Below are 17,567 nucleotides of genomic sequence, written 5' to 3'. Positions count from 1 at the left end.
GATCAACCGGCCTTGGAGCCCGGCGCGAAACGCTTGGCCAGGCGACCCGAATAGAGGCCCACCGCCGTGCCGAGACGGCCCGAGTAGCGGCCCATGTCGGTCGACAGCTTGTTGTAGGCCATGATCGCCGGGATGGCGGCGGCAAGGCCGATACCCGTGGCGATGAGCGCTTCGGCGATACCCGGGGCCACCGTCGCCAGCGAGGTGTCGCGATTCGCGCCGATGCTGGTGAAGGTGTTCATGATGCCCCACACCGTGCCGAACAGACCGATGAACGGAGCGGCCGAACCCACGGTTGCCAGGAACGGCAGACCCTTGTTCAGGCGGCGGATCTCGTTCGACAGTTCGAGACGCATGGCGTGCTCGATGCGGTCACGCACTTCGTGCAGCGCTTCGTGGGCGTGCTCGCCCAAGCCTTCGCGCCATTCGGCGTTGCCGGCATCGATGACCAGCGCCAGCGGGTGCTTCTTGTCGTCGGTGTAGTTGATCATGTCTTCGAGCGTGCCGGTCTCGAGCTTGTCTTCGAGACGACCGATGGCAGCGTTGGCCTTCGACATGCCGACGAACTTCTCGACCATCACCGTCCAGCACCAGATCGAAAAGAACACCAGAAGAATCAGCACGCCCTTGACCACCGGGTCTGCATGCGAGACCAGACTGACGATCGAAAGATCAGCCGGATTGATGCCACCGGCGGCTTCGGCCGCGAAATTGATAAGGCTGACTGCCACGAGTCGTACTCCGTAAGGTTGTGTCTGTTGCGCCGCTGCTGGATCGCGCTGTCAGTGCTCGCAAGAGTTGCACCAACCGATCCCGGCGGACCGGGGAAGCGCGAATACTAGCGAGGGACCCTTGAAATAAGCAAGCAAGCAAAAGGCAATATTTTTCGTGCCATTACGGTGATTTACATAGCTAAAAACGGCTCGTGACGCGCGCTTTCCCGATAACGGCCCCGATTCACAAATCTGTCATCAACGCAGGGTGACGAACTCTTCCGCTGCCGTCGGATGAATCGCCAGCGTATCGTCGAAGTCACGTTTCGTGGCGCCCATGCGCACGGCCACGGCGAAGCCCTGCAACATCTCGTCGGCACCTGCTCCAATCACGTGCAAGCCAACGATGTGCTGCTCGTCGCCCACGCAGACCAGCTTCATCCGGGTCTCGCGCTTGTGGTCGAGCACGCCGTAGTAAAGCCCCTTGAAGCGGGTCTGGTAGATGGTGACGGCATCGCCGTGACGAGCCCTGGCCTCGACTTCAGAAATTCCTACCGAACCGATCGGCGGATGACTGAAGACCACGGATGGAATGTTGTCGTAATCGAGCTTGCGGCCCGCCTTGCCGCCAAACAGGCGATCTGCGAGCCGCCGACCGGCTGCAATGGCAACCGGGGTCAACGTGGCATGGCCGACCACATCGCCCACCGCGTGGATGCTGGCGATGTTCGTGGTCTGCCAGGCATCGACCTGCACATGGCCGGCGTCATCCATGGCGACACCGACTTCTGCCAGGCCGCAGTCGCGACTGTTCGGCACGCGCCCAGTGGCCCACAGCAGGCAGTCGCAGCGCACGATGGTGCCGTCCGCCAGCGTCAGCTGCCGCTCGGTTCCCTGCAGCGCCACGCTGGCGAGCTGTCGACCGCGCAGCACGGTCACGCCGTGATCCTGCATCTGCTGCAGCAGCTCGTCGCCCAGCATCGCATCGAAATGGGACAGCAGACGCTCCCCGCGCGCGATCAGCGTGACCTCGGCGCCCAGCGCCTGCAGCACACCGCTCAACTCCACGGCGATATAGCCGGAGCCGACGATGACCACCCGCTTCGGGCAATGCTCGAGCGCGAAGAAGCCATCGGAGTCGATGCCGTGTTCGGCCCCCGGGATCTCGGGCCAGCGCGGCTTGCCGCCAGTGGCGATCAACAGGTGTCGCGCGCGCAGCCGGCGGCTCTCGTGCTCGACCGTGTGGGCATCGATCACGCGGCCACGCCCCGCGACCACGGTGATGCGATCCTTCGCCAGGCCTTCGGCATACAAGCCGTTGAGGCGCTGCACATAGGCATCGCGCCGCTGCTTGAGCCGCGCCCAGTCATGCGCCACCGAGCCGATGTCGAAGCCGTAGCCGTTCGCGTCGTGCACCATCTCGGCAATCTGCGCGGCGTGCCACATCAGCTTCTTCGGCACGCAGCCGACGTTGACGCAGGTGCCGCCGAGGCGCCCGGATTCGACCAGCGCCACGCGCGCGCCATGCTGTGCCGCGCGCCGCGCCGTGGCGATGCCGCCGCTGCCACCGCCCAGCACCAGCAGATCGAACTCGAAATCCATCGTCGGTGCCGATGCCGATGCCGGATCGACGTTCACGTGCGCTTCCACTTGATGTTGCAGCCGACGCTCGGAATCTGGTGTTCATCGACGGGCGCGCCGGCCAGCAAGGCATCGATCGCGCTGCGCATGGCCGCCCCGGTCACCGGCTTGCCGTTGCCCGGTCGCGAATCGTCAAGCTGCCCGCGGTAGGCGAGCTTCAGCTCGCTGTCGAACACGAAGAAATCGGGCGTGCAGGCTGCGAGGAACGCCTTCGCCACCGCCTGCGTCTCGTCATACAGATAAGGAAACGGAAACTGCTGCGAAAGCGCCAGCTCGCGCATCTTGTCCGGCGCATCGGCCGGGTAATGCTCGACATCGTTGCTGCTGATCGCGACGAACGACACGCCGCGCGTCCGGTAGTCCTGCGCCAGCTGGATCAGGCCGTCGCGCACATGAATGACGTACGGACAGTGATTGCAGATGAACATCACCACCGTCGCATGGCTGGATTTCAGGTCGGCCAGCGAAACCTCGAGCCCGCTGACGACATCGGGCAGGACAAACTGGGGGGCCGGCGTGCCGAGCGGCAACATGCTGGAGGGGGTCTGAACCATCGCAAGCTCCGGAAATTCTGAGGTAAGCATTGGCCCGAAGGCCGTTCCGTCGACGACAATCGGTCGACAGTCCTGAATCGCCGGGCATTCTAGCCCTCGATCCGCGCCGGCCCGCCCGTCCGCCGCTAAGCCGGCCGGTCGGTGCATACCCGAAACGTTTGACTTAAGCTATCGGCTTATCCGCATAAACAGATCACCCGAGGAAGACCGCTTTGAGCACCCCATCCAGCAGCTATCTCTTCACCTCCGAATCCGTCTCTGAAGGCCACCCGGACAAGCTGGCGGACCAGATTTCTGATGCGGTGCTCGACGCCATCCTGACGCAGGACAAGCGCGCCCGCGTCGCCTGCGAAACCCTCGTCAAGACCGGTGTCGCGATCGTCGCCGGCGAAGTCACGACGTCGGCCTGGGTCGATCTCGAAGCGCTGGTGCGCAAGGTCATCAACGATGTCGGCTACAACTCGTCCGACGTCGGCTTCGACGGCTCGACCTGCGGCGTGCTGAACATCATCGGCAAGCAGTCGCCGGACATCGCGATGGGTGTCGACGGCACCGAAAAGAAGCAGAAGGCACCGGAAGAGATCGGCGCTGGCGACCAGGGCCTGATGTTCGGCTACGCCTGCGACGAAACCAAGGAACTGATGCCGGCGCCGATCTACTACTCGCATCGACTGGTCGAGCAGCAGGCCAAGATCCGCAAGGCCAAGAAGGGCGGTCTCGCCTGGCTGCGCCCGGACGCCAAGTCGCAGGTCACGCTGCGCTACGAGAACGGTGAAGCGGTCGGTGTCGATGCCGTCGTGCTGTCGACCCAGCACAGCCCGGACATCAAGCTCAAGGACCTGCGCGAAGCGGTCATGGAGTCGATCATCAAGCCGGTGATTCCGGCCAAGTGGATCAGCAAGGCGACCAAGTTCCACATCAACCCGACCGGCAACTTCGTGATCGGCGGACCGGTCGGCGACTGCGGCCTGACTGGCCGCAAGATCATCGTCGACAGCTACGGCGGCTGGGCTCGTCACGGCGGCGGTGCGTTCTCGGGCAAGGATCCTTCGAAGGTCGACCGCTCGGCCGCGTACGCCGCGCGCTATGTCGCGAAGAACCTGGTCGCCGCCGGTCTGGCGTCGAAGGTTGAAGTGCAGGTGTCGTACGCGATCGGCGTGGCCGAGCCGACCTCGATCTTCGTCACCTCGTTCGGCACCGGCAAGGTCAGCGATGCGGCACTGGAAAAGCTCGTGCGCGCGCATTTCGACCTGCGCCCGGGCGGCATCATCAAGATGCTCGACCTGATCCACCCGATGTACCAGCAGACCGCCGCCTACGGCCACTTCGGTCGCAAGCCGTACGACGTCACGCTGGCCAACGGCGAAACCTTCACCGCGTTCTCGTGGGAAAAGACCGACAAGGCCGAAGCGCTGAAGGATGCGGCGAAGAAGCTGAAGTAAGCCGCAAGCCTCTCGCGGTTGCAGTGAACGAAAGCCGGCGCGAGCCGGCTTTCGTCATGATGGCGGCTTAGTGCTGACTGGCCGGCGTTCGCACCTCGATCCCGTCGAGCGCCGCACTGAAACGGATCTGGCAGGCCAGCCGGGACGTCGGGTCCGGGTCGGATACCGCTTCGAGCATCGCCCGCTCGTCCTTGCCCATCGGCGTCAGCTTCGACTGCCAGGGTTCGAGGATCGTGACGTGGCAGGTGGCGCAGGCGCAGCTGCCGCCGCAGTCGGCGTCGATGCCGGGCACGCGGTTGCCGATGGCGGCTTCCATCAGGGATTCGCCGTCGGTGCCGGGCACTTCGCGGCGGCTGCCGTCGTGGGCGATGAAGATGATCTTGGACATGGCGTGAAAGGGTTCGGGTGCGGGATCGGGACGGTCGGGGCGCGGCGGATGACGCGGATCAGCGATTGATCCGCACCGGCAACGATTCGTAACCCTTCACGAACGGTGACGGCACCCGGCGCGGTGCGCCCATCACCTCGATCTGCCCCGGCCGCGGCCAGCGGGCCAGCAGTTCCTCCCAGAGAATCTTCAACTGCAGTTCGGCCAGCCGGTTGCCGACGCAGCGGTGCACGCCGAAGCCGAACGACAGGTGCTGGCGGGCGCGCGGACGATCGGCGAGGAAGCGGTCCGGCTGGTCGATCGCCTCCGGATCGCGGTTGCCGGAGACGTACCACATGATCACCTTGTCGCCCGCCTTGATCTGCTTGCCGCCGAGCACAGTGTCGGCCACAGCCGTGCGGCGCATGTGCGCCAGCGGCGTTTGCCAGCGGATGATCTCGGAAATCATCGATGTGCCGATGATCGACGGGTCCGCGCACAGCTTGGCGTACTCGGCCGGGTGCTCGTGCAGGGCAATAACGCCGCCGGTCATCGAGTTGCGGGTGGTGTCGTTGCCGCCGACGATCAGCAGCATCAGGTTGCCGAGGAACTCTTCCGGCGTCATCGACCGGGTGCGTGGATCGTGCGCCATCATCGACAGCAGATCGTTGCCGGGTGCGGCGTTGACGCGCTCGTTCCACAGCCGCGCGAAGTACTGGGCGCACTCGCCGAGCAGCCGCATCCGTTCCTCCTCGGTTTCGACGATGCCGCCCGGGCCGGGAATCGTGGTCGCCAGATCGGACCAGAACGGCAGCTTGTCGCGATCCTCGAACGGGAAGTCGAACAGCGTGGTCAGCATCTGGGTGGTCAGGTTGATCGACACCCGCTCGACCCAGTCGAAGGTTTCACCGACCGGCAGTTGATCGAGCGCGGCCGCCGTGCGGCTGCGGATCAGCGCTTCCATCCGCGCCAGGTTGTCGGGGGCGACGATCGGCTGCACGACCTTGCGCTTCTCGTCGTGGATCGGCGGGTCCATGGCGATGAACATCGGCAGCGACGCGACCTTGTTCGTATCGAAGATCGTGATGCCGCCGTGACTGAACGCGGAGGAATAGATCTCCGGGTGCGTCTCGACATTCATGATGTCCTTGAACTTGGTGACCGACCAGTACGGCCCAAACAGGCTGTTCGCGCAGTAATGCACCGGGTCTTCGCGGCGCAGCCGGGCGAACAGCGGCCAATGGCTGTCGTTGACCCAGAGGTCGGGATGGGAAACATCGATGTCGGCCAGCGGCACGGCATCGACGGAATCACGGGACACGACCGGGGCTACGGCAGCGGCAGCTACTGCACTCATGGCGCTCTCCTCTCTCGGACACGACTTATCGTTTTGGTCTTGTCAGCCGTGGCGAGCAGCAGCGCACGGCCGCAGGCAGAGATTGAACCTGTTGGCGGCGGGCGTCACTAGCGTTCCGATGATGGGACGTTTGGCTCGATGCTCCCGCCGCGAGCGCGCGCACGGTGCGGTCCTTCGGCTCAGCAGGCGTTCGCTTCGGCGCGAGCGTTCCCGGAAGCAGATGGCACCCCGGCCTGCTTCGCCTTCGGCTCAGCAGGCGTTCGCTTCGGCGCGAGAGTTCCCGGAAGCAGATGGCGCCCCGGCCTGCTTCGCCTTCGGCTCAGCAGGCGTTCGCTTCGGCGCGAGAGTTCCCGGAAGGAGATGGCGCCCCGGCCTGCTTCGCCTTCGGCTCAGCAGGCGTTCGCTTCGGCGCGGAGCAGTGCTCCGCAAGCGTGCCGAAGCTCACCCCCGGCAGAAATGGCGTTCGGCAGCGCGCGAGGCAGTGCCTCGCAAGCGCGCTGCCTCACCCCGTGTTCTGTAACCCCTGGGCGACGCCGTTGACGGTGGCGACGAGCGCGCGCAGCAGGGCGTCGTCGCTGCTGCCGGTGTCGCGCCAGCGGGCGAGGAGGTCGACCTGCAGGAAGCTGATCGGGTCGACGTACGGGTTGCGCAGGCGGATCGATTCGGCGAGCTTTGGTTCGCTGGCCAGCAGGCTGTCTTCGCCTCTCAGGCGCAGCACCCAGTGGCGGGTGCGTTCGAATTCGGCGGCGATCATCGGGAAGAAGCGGGCGTGCAGGCCTCCGGACAGCCGCGAGAAACGTTCGGCGATGTCGAGGTCGCACTTGGCCAGCACCATGTCGGTGTCGTCGAGCAGCACGCGGAAGAACGCCCAGTCGCGCGCCATTTCGAACAGGCGGTCTTCGCCGAGTTCGGCGGCGGCGCGTTCCAGGCCGCTGCCGAGGCCGTACCAGGCGGTCAGCACGGCGCGGCACTGGGTCCACGCGAAGACCCACGGAATGGCGCGCAAGGACTCGACGCCGACCATGGTGCCGCGGCGGCTCGGGCGGCTGCCGAGCGTCATCTTCTCGATCACGTCGATGGGCGTCGCCAGCCGGAAGTAGTCGACGAAGTTCGGCGCGTCAACGAACCCGCGATAAGCCGTGCGGCTGTGACTGGCGATGGATGTCATGGTCGCGCGCCAGTCGGCTTCGCGCGGTTCGGCCAGCCGCGGGCGCATCGATGCGCGCAAGGTCGCGCCGACGATCTGTTCGAGGCTGCGCAGCGCCAGTGCGCGGATGCCGTACTTGCGGTGGATCACCTCGCCCTGTTCGGTCACGCGCAAGGCGCCGGACACCGAGCCGCGCGGGCTCGACATCAAGGCCGGGGTGATCTTGCCGCCGCCGCGGCTGGCCGAGCCGCCGCGACCATGGAAGAACGCCAGGCGGATGCCGGCGGCCTGTGCGACTTCCAGCAGTTCGACCTGCGCCCGCTGCAGGCCCCAGCGGGATGCCACCGTGCCGCCGTCCTTGCCGCTGTCCGAATAGCCGAGCATCACCATCTGCTGGTTGCCGCGGGCCACGAGATGCGCGCGGTAGACCGGATCGCCGAACAGTGCGCGCAAGGTGTCCGGCCCGCGCTTGAGGTCATCCACCGTTTCGAACAGCGGCGCGATGTCGAGCGGCACGGCGCGGCGCCGGTCGACGAAGCCGCCGTGGCGCGCCAGCGCCAGCACGCTCAGCACGTCCGCGGCCCGCTGCGCCATGCTGATGATGTAGAGGCCGACGGCATCGCGGCCGTAGCGCTCGACCGATTCGGCGAGTGTCGCGAACACGGCGGTGCAGCGCGTGGCGGTGTCGTCGTCCGTGCCGCGGAACACCAGGCTGTGGCCGGCGTACGGCCGGATGCGTTCGGCCTGCGTGTCGGCATCGAGATCCGGCCAGGCCGGGTCGTCGAGCAGCGCGGCGATTGCCTTGGCGTGGATGCGCGAGTCCTGCCGGCAATCGAGCCGCGCCAGATGGAAGCCGAAGGTCCGCACCCGCCACAGCAGGCGGCGCACGGCGTACCAGCCGGCGTGCAGGCCCTTGCCGGCGAGCAGGCTTTCGGCGACCAGTTCGATGTCGGCCTGAAAGCTCGCGGCGGATTCGTAGGCGCCGTCGCCATCGCGGGCGGTCGCCTTCAGGCGCTCGCGTACCAGGGTCAGGAACACGCGATACGGCATGTCCTCGTGGCGCGGGCGGATGACGGCGTTCGGCAGCAGGCTGCGGTAGGCGGCCGTGCGCCGGCCCAGTTCACCGGCGATGTCGACCCGGTCCGCGGTCTGGCTCAAGGTGCCGGCCAGTTCCGCGACTTCGGCCGCGTAGCGATCGAGAATCCGTTCGCGCTGGCTGGCCAGCGTGGCGGCAATGGTCGCGGCACCGACATTCGGGTTGCCGTCCATGTCGCCGCCGACCCAGGAGCCGAAGCGCAGCACGCGCGGCATGTCGACCTCGGCGCCGTAGACGCTGCGGATCGCGTCCTCGAACGCTTCGTAGAACGCCGGGACGATGTTGTAGACCGCGCCACCGAGATAGAAGCCGACGTGCTCGCACTCGTCCTGCACGCTCGGGCGGACGGCGGCGGTTTCGCGCGTCTGCCAGCTCGCAGTCAGCGCCATGCGCAGGCGGCCCCAGTCGGCGGCGCGTTCCGGCGGCGTCAGGCTCGGGTCGAATTCGTTGACCAGACACCGGACGATTTCCTGTTCCTTCTCCAGAATCGAGCCGCGCACCGCTTCGGTCGGATGGGCGGTGAACACCGGTTCGACATCGAGCCGACCGAGCCACAGCAGCAGCTCGCGGGCGCTGACACCGGCCGCCTTCAGCCGGGCCAGCGTGTCCTTCAGGCCGTCCGGCTGCGGCGCGGTGCCTTCGCGCTCGTAATCGCGCCGACGGCGGATGCGATGCACGCGCTCGGCGATGTTGACGGCCTGGAAATACGCGGAGAACGCGCGGGTCAGCGCTTCGGCCTGCGCCACCGGCAGGCCGGACAGCAGGGTCGACAGCTCATGGGCGCTGGCCGCGCCGTCGCGACGGCGGATCGCGGTGGTGCGGACGGTTTCCACCCCTTCGAGGAACGCCGAGCCCTGCTGCTCGGCCAGCAGATCGCCAATGGTCATGCCGAGCCGCCGCACGTTCTCGCGCAGCGGCGCGTCGGCGGCATTGCGGGCGGAACGGGGGTCGGCGGCGGGGATCGGGGGCTTGTCGTCCATGGCTTGCGTGCAGCAAGAGCGATGCCGATTTCGCCGTCGCACGGGCGTTCCGGGCGGCTCTGCAACCCGGGCGGGACCGGCAGCGAACGGCGGATTGGCGGTCTATCCCTTTATCCGCATAGGCGGATATACTCGCCCCACGCACTGTGAGGGGCGCTGCGACCGTCGCGGAAGAACGGCCAGGCTCACGGTTGGATGTTCAGCAACGGCGCCCAGTCCGAACGAATTGCCAATCGAATATTCCTTCGAATCATTTACTGGAGCGATGCTCATGAGCGCTGTAATGAATTCCGTCACCACCCCCCACAAGAACGGCGTCGCCGATTTCAAGGTCCGCGACATGTCGCTGGCCGAATTCGGCCGCAAGCGCATCCGCATGGCCGAGGAAGAAATGCCCGGCCTGATGGCGATCCGCAAGAAGTACGCGCCGCTGCAGCCGCTGAAGGGCGTCCGCGTCACCGGCTCGCTGCACATGACCAAGGAAACCGCCGTGCTGCTCGAGACGCTGAAGGCGATCGGCGGTGATGTGCGCTGGGCTTCCTGCAACATCTTCTCGACCCAGGACGACGCCGCGGCTGCCGTGGCCGCCGCCGGCACGCCGGTGTTCGCGTGGAAGGGCGAAAGCCTCGAAGAGTACTGGGACTGCACGCTGGACTGCGTCACCCACGTGCTGCCGGACGGCTCGCTCGGTGGCCCGGAACTGGTGATCGACGACGGCGGCGATGTGACGCTGCTGATCCACAAGGGCGTCGAGATGGAAGCCGGCTCGGACTGGATCGACACGCTGTCGGGCAACCATGAAGAGCAGGTGATCAAGGACCTGCTGCGCCGCACGAAGACCGAGCGCCCGGGCTACTGGACCAAGGTCGCCGCCGCCTGGCGCGGTGTCGCCGAAGAGACCACCACCGGCGTGCACCGCCTGTACCAGATGTTCGAAGCGGGCAAGCTGCTGGTGCCGGCGATCAACGTCAACGACTCGGTGACCAAGTCGAAGTTCGACAACCTGTACGGCTGCCGTGAATCGCTGGCCGACGGCATCAAGCGCGCCACCGATCTGATGATCGCCGGCAAGGTCGCCTTCGTCGCCGGTTATGGCGACGTGGGCAAGGGCTCGGCGTTCAGCCTGCGTGGCCTCGGCGCCCGCGTGATCGTCTCGGAAGTCGACCCGATCAATGCCCTGCAGGCGGCGATGGAAGGCTTCGAAGTGAAGACGATCGAAGACGTGCTGCCGTTTGCCGACATCTATGTCTCGGCCACCGGCAACAAGGACATCATCAGCCTCGAGCACATGAAGGCGATGAAGAACAACGCGCTGGTCTGCAACATCGGCCACTTCGACAACGAGATCCAGATGGATCGCCTGAATCAGGATCCGGCCGCCACGCGCGACCAGATCAAGCCGCAGGTCGACCGTTACTCGTTCAGCGACACCGGCCGCAGCATCTACATCCTGGCCGAAGGCCGTCTGATCAACCTCGGCTGCGCCCATGGCCACCCGGCGTTCGTGATGTCGAACTCGTTCTCGAACCAGACGCTGGCCGCGATCGACCTCTGGAAGAACAAGGACGTCTACGAGAAGAAGGTCTACCGTCTGCCGAAGAAGCTCGACGAAGAAGTGGCGGCGCTGCATCTGGAGCAGATCGGCGTGAAGCTGACCAAGCTCACGCAGGAGCAGGCCGACTACCTCGGCGTGCCGGTCGAAGGTCCGTACAAGCCGGATCACTACCGCTATTGATGAGTGAGGCGGGAGGGGTGAGGCGTGAGGCGGGAAACGCGGCGGCACCATGATCTCGAGGTTTGGCGTGATGCCATTGATCTGGTTGCTGTCGTCTACCGCGCAAGCGCCTCGTTCCCTCCCGACGAACGCTTCGGCTTGACGGCACAGATTCGCCGCGCTGCCGTCAGCGTTCCATCCAACATCGCAGAAGGTTCGGCCCGCAGATCGCGGGCCGAATTGCTTCATTTCCTGTATGTCGCCCGCGGATCGCTCTCTGAAGTGGAAACGCAGGTTCAGATCGCGCGACGCCTGCTGATGCTCGGCGATGACGACGATCTCGATGAGGCGCTGGACAAGGTGTTCGCCAAGCTCGGCGGCCTCATCAACTCGCTCAAGGTCAAGAAGGACGCCTCATGACGCCTCACGCCTCACCCCTCACCCCTCACGAAACGCAGTTTTCATTCGAACTGTTCCCGCCGCGCACGCCGGAAGGCATCGCCAAGCTGCCCGGCATCGCGTCCGCCCTCGCCGCGGTGCATCCGAAGTATTTCTCGGTGACCTACGGCGCCGGCGGCTCCGATCAGGACGGCACCTACGACACCGTGGTCAAGGTCGTCGAGAACACCGGCATCGAAGCGGCGCCGCATCTGACCTGCGTCGGTTCGTCGCGCGCCAAGATCGCGGCCCTGCTCGATCGCTACAAGGCGGCGGGCGTCAAGCGCATCGTGGCACTGCGAGGCGATCTGCCGGCGACCGCGATGGGCACCGGCGCACCCGGCGATTTCCACTACGCCAGCGAACTGGTGTCGTTCATTCGCGAAACCCATGGCGACGCCTTCGAACTCGAAGTCGCCGCCTACCCCGAGATGCACCCGCAGGCGAAGAACCCGGAAGCCGACTTCGATGCCTTCCGGCGCAAGGTCGACGCCGGCGCTCACGCCGCGATCACGCAGTATTTCTACGTTGCCGACGCCTACTTCGATTTCCTCGAACGGTGTGCAAAAGCCAACATCACCATTCCGGTGATCGCCGGCATCATGCCGATCACCAACTACGCGCAGCTGACGCGCTTCTCCGCCGCCTGCGGCGCCGACATCCCGCGCTACGTGCGACTGCGCCTCGAACAGCTGCAGGACGACAAGGCCGCGCTGCAGGACTTCGGCCTCGACGTCGTCACCCGCCTGAGCGAGACCGTGCTCAAGGGCGGCGCGTCGGGGATTCACTTCTACACGCTCAATCAGGTCGAGCCGACGATGCGGCTGTGGAAGAACCTCGGGCTGCCGGTCTGATCCCAACGCCGAAGTGAATCCGCCCCGCTCGCCTTGGCGGCGATCCCGCAAGAAGCCTGCGGGTCCCTCGCCGCAGGGCTCGCGTGCCGACGACGGCATCACGGCGTCGGAAATCTGCATAACCATCCGCCGCTTCGCTAGCATTTCATGAACGTTCATGAAAGCGAGGCAGGATGCCGTGTCGGGGATGATCTACATCGCGTATTGCAGCGCCGCCACGGAGCTGATGAGCAGCGCCGATCTCGCGGGCCTGCTGAAGACCAGCCGCGTCAACAACGAGCGCGCCGGAATCACCGGCATGCTGCTGTACCGCGAAGGCAGCTTCATCCAGGTGATGGAAGGCCCCGAGACGGCGGTGCTGGCGCTGTACGAGACGATCCTGCACGACCGGCGGCATCGCAACCTCATCAAGCTGGCGCAGGCGCCAATCGCGGCGCGCAGCTTCGACCAGTGGGCGATGGGTTTCCGGGACACGCGCGACCTGTCGCCGGCCGATTTCGCGGCCTGGAGCCCGTATCTCGACGCGCCGGTCGATGACCATACCTTCGGCGGCGGCAAGGCGCTGAAGCTGCTGTCGGCGTTCCGCGAGATCGCGCGCGGCTGACGGCCGACCGCCGCCACGCGGATCGCTGCGGCACGGCCCTTGCGCATCCGCATGCCGGTCCTGTCATATCGGCGGCGGTATCCCCTCTTTCGGAGTTTCCCCTCGTGAATCCGTTTTCCACGCGGCTGTGCGCCGCCGTGCTGCTGGCCGCTGCCATCTTTCCTGCCGTCGCCGCCGAGCCGAGCGCCGCGGCGCCGAAGCTGCGCGCGGTCAAGGCCGCGTTCCTGATCGATGGTCTTGCCGACAAGCCGATCGCCAATGCCGTGGTGCTGATCGAGGGTGACCGCATCGTCGCCGCCGGCAGCGGGCTGGCGATTCCGGCCGGTGCCGAGGTGATCGATCTCGGCAATGCCACGCTGCTGCCCGGCTTCATCGACTGCCACACGCACATCACCGGCAACCCGGGCGACTATTACCAGTCGCTGGTGCGCAACAGCGCGATCGACGACGCCGTGCGCACCCATGTCTACGCCGAACGCACGCTGCTGGCCGGCTTCACCACCATCCGCAACCTCGGCGCCGGCGATTTCGTCGACGTGGCACTCAAGCGGGCGATCGACGACGGCATGGCGCGCGGGCCGCGCATCGTGCCGGCGGCGCATGCCATCGGCGCCACCGGTGGCCATGGCGATTTCACCGGCGGCTCGCCGTATCTGCGCATCGACGGCTTCAGCGGCGTGGCCGATGGCGTCGAAGCGGTGCGCCTGAAGGTGCGCGAGCAGGTCAAGTACGGCGCGGAGGTGATCAAGATGGTCGCCACCGCCGGCGTGCTCAGCGAGGAGGATTCGGTCGGCGCGCCGCAGTACACGCAGGAGGAGATGAACGCGCTGGTCGACGAGGCGCATCGCTGGGACCGCAAGGTCGCCGCCCATGCCCACGGCGCGGAGGGCATCAAGATGGCGGTGCGCGCGGGCGTCGACTCGATCGAGCACGGCAGCCTGCTCGACGACGAAGGCATCAGGCTGATGAAGGCGCGCGGCACCTATCTGGTCAGCGACATCTATGACGACGACTACATCCTCGCCGAGTACGCGCGGCTGAACTACCCGCAGAAGATTCTCGACAAGGAACGCATCGTCGGCCGCGTGCAGCGCGAGAACTTCCGGAAGGCGGTGCAGGCCGGCGTCAAGATCGCGTACGGCACCGATGCCGGCGTCTACCCGCATGGCGACAACGGCAAGCAGTTCGCGAAGCACGTCGAATGGGGCCAGACGCCGATGCAGGCGATCAAGGCCGCGACCTCGAGCGCGGCTGACCTGCTCGGCCGCAGCAAGGATGTCGGCAGCGTCAGCGCCGGCCACTACGCCGACCTCGTCGCCGTCAGCGGCAACCCGCTGGCCAACATCGCGATCCTCGAAGCGCCGGCGTTCGTGATGAAGGGCGGCGTCGTCTACAAGCAGGACGGCAAGCCGGTGGCGATCGCGCCGTAGGCTCGTCACCGCAATTGCCCGGCTGAACGGTCGGCCGGGTGGCTGCGACTTGCCGAACGAGACGCGCGACGGCGCGCGGTCGGCGGCGCGCACGGTAAGCTTCGCGCCAGCATGATCCTGCACCTCCTCGACTACATCGGCGCGGCCGTGTTCGCGATCAGCGGCGCGCTCGCGGCTGGCCGCAAGTCGCTCGACATGCTCGGCGTGGTGGTCATCGCGCTGGTTACCGCGACCGGCGGCGGCACCATCCGCGATCTGCTGCTCGACCGCCATCCGGTGTTCTGGATCGCCGATCCGCTGTATGTCGTCGTGATCATCGGCGCAGCCCTCGCCACCATCCCGTACACCCGCTGGGCCCGGCCGCCGCTGCAGACCCTGCAGCTCGCCGATGCCATCGGGCTCGCGTTCTTTTCCATCGCCGGCGCGCAGGTCGCTGAAAAGGCGGGGTTTTCCGGGCTGATCGTGGTGATCATGGCGACCATCACCGGCAGCTTCGGCGGCCTGCTGCGCGACGTGCTGTGCAACGACATCCCGATGATCCTGAAGAAGGGCCAGCTCTATGCGGTGGCGGTGATCGTCGGCGCCACCGCCTATGTCGTGGCGCTGCGCTTCGGCATGCCGCGGCTGCCGGCGACCGTGCTCGGCATGGTGACGATCGCGGCGTTCCGCCTCGGTGCCATCGTCTGGAACTGGAGCCTGCCGGTCTACAGCCTGCCGGAAAGCCTGGTCGATGGCCCGGCCCCGCGCGACCGCCGCGCCGACGACCGCCCGACCGATGCCGGGCCCGACGCCGGTCCGGATCGCCGATGACGCGTGCCCTGCGCTGGCTGCTGATCGCGCCGCTGCTGTTCGCGGCGTTCGCGGTGCTGCAGGTGCTGCTGCTGCGCGTGGTGCCGCCGCTGACCAGCGCCTTCATGCTGGCGTCGGACGCCCCGGAGGTCCGCTACGCCTGGGTGCCGTGGGACCGGATCGCGCCGGCCGCGGCACTGGCCGCCGTCGCCGCCGAGGACCAGAAATTCCCCGAGCATTGGGGGTTCGATTTCGAGGCGATCGACAAGGCCATCGACCACAACCAGCGCTCGCGCCGGGTCCGCGGCGCATCGACGATCAGCCAGCAGACCGCCAAGAACCTGTTCCTGTGGTCCGGTCGCAGCTACATCCGCAAGGGGCTCGAAGTCGGCTACACCCTGCTGATCGAAGCGCTGTGGCCGAAGCGGCGGGTGCTGGAGGTCTATCTCAACATCGCCCAGTTCGGCCCCGGCATCTACGGCGTGGAAGCGGCCGCGCAGGCGTATTTCCGCAAGCCGGCGTCGCGGCTGACCCGGCGCGAAGCCGCGCTGCTGGCGGCGGTGCTGCCGAACCCGATGCGGCTGAAAGTGGACCGTCCTTCAAGCTATGTGCTGAGCCGCGCGAGCCGCATCGAACAGCAGATGCAGCAGCTCGGCAGCGGCTATCTGGCCGACCTGCACTAAGACGGGGCAAAACTCGTCGTCACATGAAGAAACCGACGTTAATTGCTGAAAACAATGGGAAAGCTCGGTCTGCACACAGAATCTGTGGATAACCGTGTGCACAAGCTTTGTGGAGGTGGGCTAAGTGATCGTCCTCACATGGATTTTTAGCCCTGCGCGCAAAATGTGACCACCTGCTTTACTTGTTTTCAATCAATGATTTACGCTGTTTTTCAAGGATTTTTGCAGTTTTGTGTCGGTGCGACGTGGCCTGCCGCGGATGTCAAGATTTTCGTGTGCATAAGTCATTGGCCGATTTCTTGTCGGATTCCATCTGTCAAGCCCTCGATGTCGGCCCCCGCGAGCTCGCCGAACACACGGGCGTTGATGAATGTCAATGATGGCCGCCGCGCCGCCGCACGGCCCGCCGGAGGCCCAGCCGCTATCCTGTGACCATGCCTGCGCCGCGCCCGCTGAAGCCGCCATTGAAGTCCTCCTCCAAGCCTCCCATCGTGCTGTGCCTGTCCGGCCACGACCCGGGCGGCGGTGCCGGGCTGCAGGCCGATCTTGAAACGCTGGCGGCGCACGGCGTCCATGGTGTCGGCGTGATCACCGCACTGACCGTGCAGGACAGCCGCAACGTCCGCCGCGTCATCCCGACCGACGCCGCGCTGCTGGCCGAGCAGCTGAACGTGCTGCTGGCCGACGTGCAGCCGCAGGCGGTCAAGATCGGCCTGATCGGCGACGCCGCGCAGCTCCCGGTGATCGCCGCCGTGCTGGCCCGGCTCGGCCTGCCGGTGGTCTGCGATCCGGTGCTGCGCGCCGGCGGCGGCACCGATCTGGTCGCCGCCGCGTTCCCGGCCGCGCTGCGCCGCGCGCTGCTGCCGCAGGTGACGGTGCTGACGCCGAACGCGGCCGAAGCCCGCCGGCTGGTGCCGGACGCCGCCGATCTCGATGCCTGCGCCGCCGCGCTGCTGGCCGACGGCGCCCGCCACGTGCTGATCACCGGCGGCGACGAGCCGGGCGAAACGGTCGTCAACCGCCTGTATTCCGCTGGCAACGCGTCGACATCCGGGCCGATCCGCCACGAATGGCCCCGGCTGCCGGAAACCTTCCACGGCGCCGGCTGCACCTTGGCCAGCGCGATCGCCGCACGGCTGGCGCTGGCGGATGCGCCGGTCGACGCCGTTGCCACCGGCCAGCGCTGGACCCAGGCCGCACTCGCGCGCGCCGTCGCGATCGGCCGCGGGCGGCGCATCCCGGGGCGCATCCCGCCCCCTTCCGCGCGCATCGCGTCATGAGCCGCCTGCCGATTCGCCGCGGGCTGTACGCCGTGACGCCGGATGGTCTGGCCGATGATCCGGCGCGCCTGCTCGCCGCCTGCGCGGCCGCCGTGCGTGGCGGTGCGGTGCTGCTGCAGTACCGCGACAAGCACGGCAGCCCCGATGTCCGCCGCCGCAACGCCGAAGCGCTGCTGGCGCTGTGCCGGGCGCATGGCGCTGCGTTCATCGTCAACGACGATGCGCGGCTTGCCGCCGACATCGGCGCCGACGGGGTCCATCTCGGCGCCAGCGACGGCTCGCTGACCGACGCGCGCGCGCGGCTCGGACCGGACGCGCTGGTCGGCGCCAGCTGCGCCAATCGCCTCGAACGGGCGGACGAGGTGCTCGCCGCCGGCGCCAGCTATGTCGCGTTCGGTCGCTTCTTCGCGTCGAACACCAAGCCGAACGCGCCGCAGGCCGAGATTCCGCTGCTGCGGGCGGCCCGGGCGCGTTTCGA

Annotated in this window: 16 protein-coding genes and 1 riboswitch; of the genes, 10 read left to right on the top strand and 6 right to left on the bottom strand. The window is 66.8% G+C overall.

The features are described from left to right. Nucleotides 1–2: 2 nt before the first annotated feature. The 3 genes from QZ951_RS17690 to QZ951_RS17680 all read right to left on the bottom strand — a co-directional run bounded on the left by QZ951_RS17690 (nucleotide 3) and on the right by QZ951_RS17680 (nucleotide 2,908). Nucleotides 3–731, bottom strand: coding sequence for a MotA/TolQ/ExbB proton channel family protein (locus tag QZ951_RS17690; protein ID WP_293002999.1), 729 nt, complete (start codon nucleotides 729–731; stop codon nucleotides 3–5). A gap of 240 nt (nucleotides 732–971) precedes the next feature. After that, a complete protein-coding gene (gene gorA, locus QZ951_RS17685) occupies nucleotides 972–2,315 on the bottom strand; it encodes a glutathione-disulfide reductase (protein ID WP_366943979.1) in 1,344 nt (447 codons plus the stop codon). A 32-nt stretch (nucleotides 2,316–2,347) separates the two neighbouring features. Next, the gene (locus QZ951_RS17680) at nucleotides 2,348–2,908 is read right to left on the bottom strand and encodes a thioredoxin family protein (protein WP_293002997.1); all 561 of its coding nucleotides are present in this window, start codon (nucleotides 2,906–2,908) and stop codon (nucleotides 2,348–2,350) included. Between the two features lie 212 nt (nucleotides 2,909–3,120). Here QZ951_RS17680 and metK point away from each other — a divergent pair, with 212 nt between their 5' ends. Then, entirely contained in the window at nucleotides 3,121–4,350 is a 1,230-nt protein-coding gene (gene metK, locus QZ951_RS17675; RefSeq protein WP_293002996.1) for a methionine adenosyltransferase, read from the top strand. 67 nt (nucleotides 4,351–4,417) lie between these two features. On the opposite strand, the gene QZ951_RS17670 is transcribed toward metK, so the two are convergent. From QZ951_RS17670 to ppc, 3 genes are all read right to left on the bottom strand, one after another. Further along, nucleotides 4,418–4,738 (bottom strand): 2Fe-2S iron-sulfur cluster-binding protein, encoded by a 321-nt coding sequence (locus QZ951_RS17670; protein ID WP_293002995.1) that lies wholly within the window; start codon nucleotides 4,736–4,738, stop codon nucleotides 4,418–4,420. A 58-nt stretch (nucleotides 4,739–4,796) separates the two neighbouring features. Next, complete coding sequence (locus QZ951_RS17665; RefSeq protein ID WP_293002994.1) at nucleotides 4,797–6,074, bottom strand: cytochrome P450; 1,278 nt, start codon at nucleotides 6,072–6,074, stop codon at nucleotides 4,797–4,799. Nucleotides 6,075–6,576: 502 nt separating this feature from the next. Further along, the gene (gene ppc / locus QZ951_RS17660) at nucleotides 6,577–9,297 is read right to left on the bottom strand and encodes a phosphoenolpyruvate carboxylase (protein WP_293002993.1); all 2,721 of its coding nucleotides are present in this window, start codon (nucleotides 9,295–9,297) and stop codon (nucleotides 6,577–6,579) included. A gap of 142 nt (nucleotides 9,298–9,439) precedes the next feature. Then, nucleotides 9,440–9,518, top strand: a riboswitch (S-adenosyl-L-homocysteine riboswitch). A gap of 62 nt (nucleotides 9,519–9,580) precedes the next feature. Between ppc and ahcY the strand changes: the two genes are divergently transcribed. From ahcY to QZ951_RS17615, 9 genes are all read left to right on the top strand, one after another. Further along, nucleotides 9,581–11,032 carry an adenosylhomocysteinase gene (gene ahcY / locus QZ951_RS17655; protein ID WP_366943978.1) on the top strand — a complete coding sequence of 484 codons (1,452 nt, stop codon included), beginning with the start codon at nucleotides 9,581–9,583 and terminating at the stop codon, nucleotides 11,030–11,032. Between the two features lie 24 nt (nucleotides 11,033–11,056). Further along, nucleotides 11,057–11,431, top strand: coding sequence for a four helix bundle protein (locus tag QZ951_RS17650; RefSeq protein ID WP_293002990.1), 375 nt, complete (start codon nucleotides 11,057–11,059; stop codon nucleotides 11,429–11,431). After that, entirely contained in the window at nucleotides 11,428–12,303 is an 876-nt protein-coding gene (metF, locus tag QZ951_RS17645) for a methylenetetrahydrofolate reductase [NAD(P)H] (RefSeq protein ID WP_293002989.1), read from the top strand. Before QZ951_RS17650 ends, metF begins: the two co-directional genes overlap by 4 nt. A 157-nt stretch (nucleotides 12,304–12,460) precedes the next feature. Then, nucleotides 12,461–12,907 carry a BLUF domain-containing protein gene (locus QZ951_RS17640; protein ID WP_293002988.1) on the top strand — a complete coding sequence of 149 codons (447 nt, stop codon included), beginning with the start codon at nucleotides 12,461–12,463 and terminating at the stop codon, nucleotides 12,905–12,907. Between the two features lie 104 nt (nucleotides 12,908–13,011). Next, nucleotides 13,012–14,337, top strand: a complete 1,326-nt coding sequence (locus QZ951_RS17635) for an amidohydrolase family protein (protein ID WP_293002987.1) — start codon at nucleotides 13,012–13,014, stop codon at nucleotides 14,335–14,337. A gap of 111 nt (nucleotides 14,338–14,448) precedes the next feature. Then, nucleotides 14,449–15,147, top strand: a complete 699-nt coding sequence (locus tag QZ951_RS17630) for a trimeric intracellular cation channel family protein (RefSeq protein ID WP_293002986.1) — start codon at nucleotides 14,449–14,451, stop codon at nucleotides 15,145–15,147. Beyond that, nucleotides 15,144–15,809 carry a monofunctional biosynthetic peptidoglycan transglycosylase gene (mtgA, locus tag QZ951_RS17625; RefSeq protein WP_293002985.1) on the top strand — a complete coding sequence of 222 codons (666 nt, stop codon included), beginning with the start codon at nucleotides 15,144–15,146 and terminating at the stop codon, nucleotides 15,807–15,809. Before QZ951_RS17630 ends, mtgA begins: the two co-directional genes overlap by 4 nt. A gap of 434 nt (nucleotides 15,810–16,243) precedes the next feature. Further along, nucleotides 16,244–17,089 carry a hydroxymethylpyrimidine/phosphomethylpyrimidine kinase gene (locus QZ951_RS17620; protein ID WP_293002984.1) on the top strand — a complete coding sequence of 282 codons (846 nt, stop codon included), beginning with the start codon at nucleotides 16,244–16,246 and terminating at the stop codon, nucleotides 17,087–17,089. Beyond that, a partial coding sequence (locus QZ951_RS17615; protein WP_293002983.1) for a thiamine phosphate synthase occupies nucleotides 17,086–17,567 on the top strand: 482 nt, incomplete at its 3' end. The genes QZ951_RS17620 and QZ951_RS17615, both read left to right, overlap by 4 nt.

This window comes from Nevskia sp., assembly GCF_021732705.1.
Taxonomy (GTDB): Bacteria; Pseudomonadota; Gammaproteobacteria; order Nevskiales; family Nevskiaceae; genus Nevskia.
Note: the sequence above shows the minus strand (reverse complement) of the source record. Positions and strands in the feature narration are given on the sequence as shown.

Coding starts and splice junctions, on each gene's coding strand:
- QZ951_RS17630 (WP_293002986.1), top strand. CDS start 14,449: ATGATCCTGCACCTCCTCGACTACATCGGCGCGGCCGTGTTCGCGATC.
- QZ951_RS17640 (WP_293002988.1), top strand. CDS start 12,461: ATGAAAGCGAGGCAGGATGCCGTGTCGGGGATGATCTACATCGCGTAT.
- QZ951_RS17670 (WP_293002995.1), bottom strand. CDS start 4,738: ATGTCCAAGATCATCTTCATCGCCCACGACGGCAGCCGCCGCGAAGTG.
- QZ951_RS17620 (WP_293002984.1), top strand. CDS start 16,244: ATGCCTGCGCCGCGCCCGCTGAAGCCGCCATTGAAGTCCTCCTCCAAG.
- QZ951_RS17665 (WP_293002994.1), bottom strand. CDS start 6,074: ATGAGTGCAGTAGCTGCCGCTGCCGTAGCCCCGGTCGTGTCCCGTGAT.
- ahcY (WP_366943978.1), top strand. CDS start 9,581: ATGAATTCCGTCACCACCCCCCACAAGAACGGCGTCGCCGATTTCAAG.
- QZ951_RS17680 (WP_293002997.1), bottom strand. CDS start 2,908: ATGGTTCAGACCCCCTCCAGCATGTTGCCGCTCGGCACGCCGGCCCCC.
- metF (WP_293002989.1), top strand. CDS start 11,428: ATGACGCCTCACGCCTCACCCCTCACCCCTCACGAAACGCAGTTTTCA.
- ppc (WP_293002993.1), bottom strand. CDS start 9,297: ATGGACGACAAGCCCCCGATCCCCGCCGCCGACCCCCGTTCCGCCCGC.
- gorA (WP_366943979.1), bottom strand. CDS start 2,315: ATGGATTTCGAGTTCGATCTGCTGGTGCTGGGCGGTGGCAGCGGCGGC.
- mtgA (WP_293002985.1), top strand. CDS start 15,144: ATGACGCGTGCCCTGCGCTGGCTGCTGATCGCGCCGCTGCTGTTCGCG.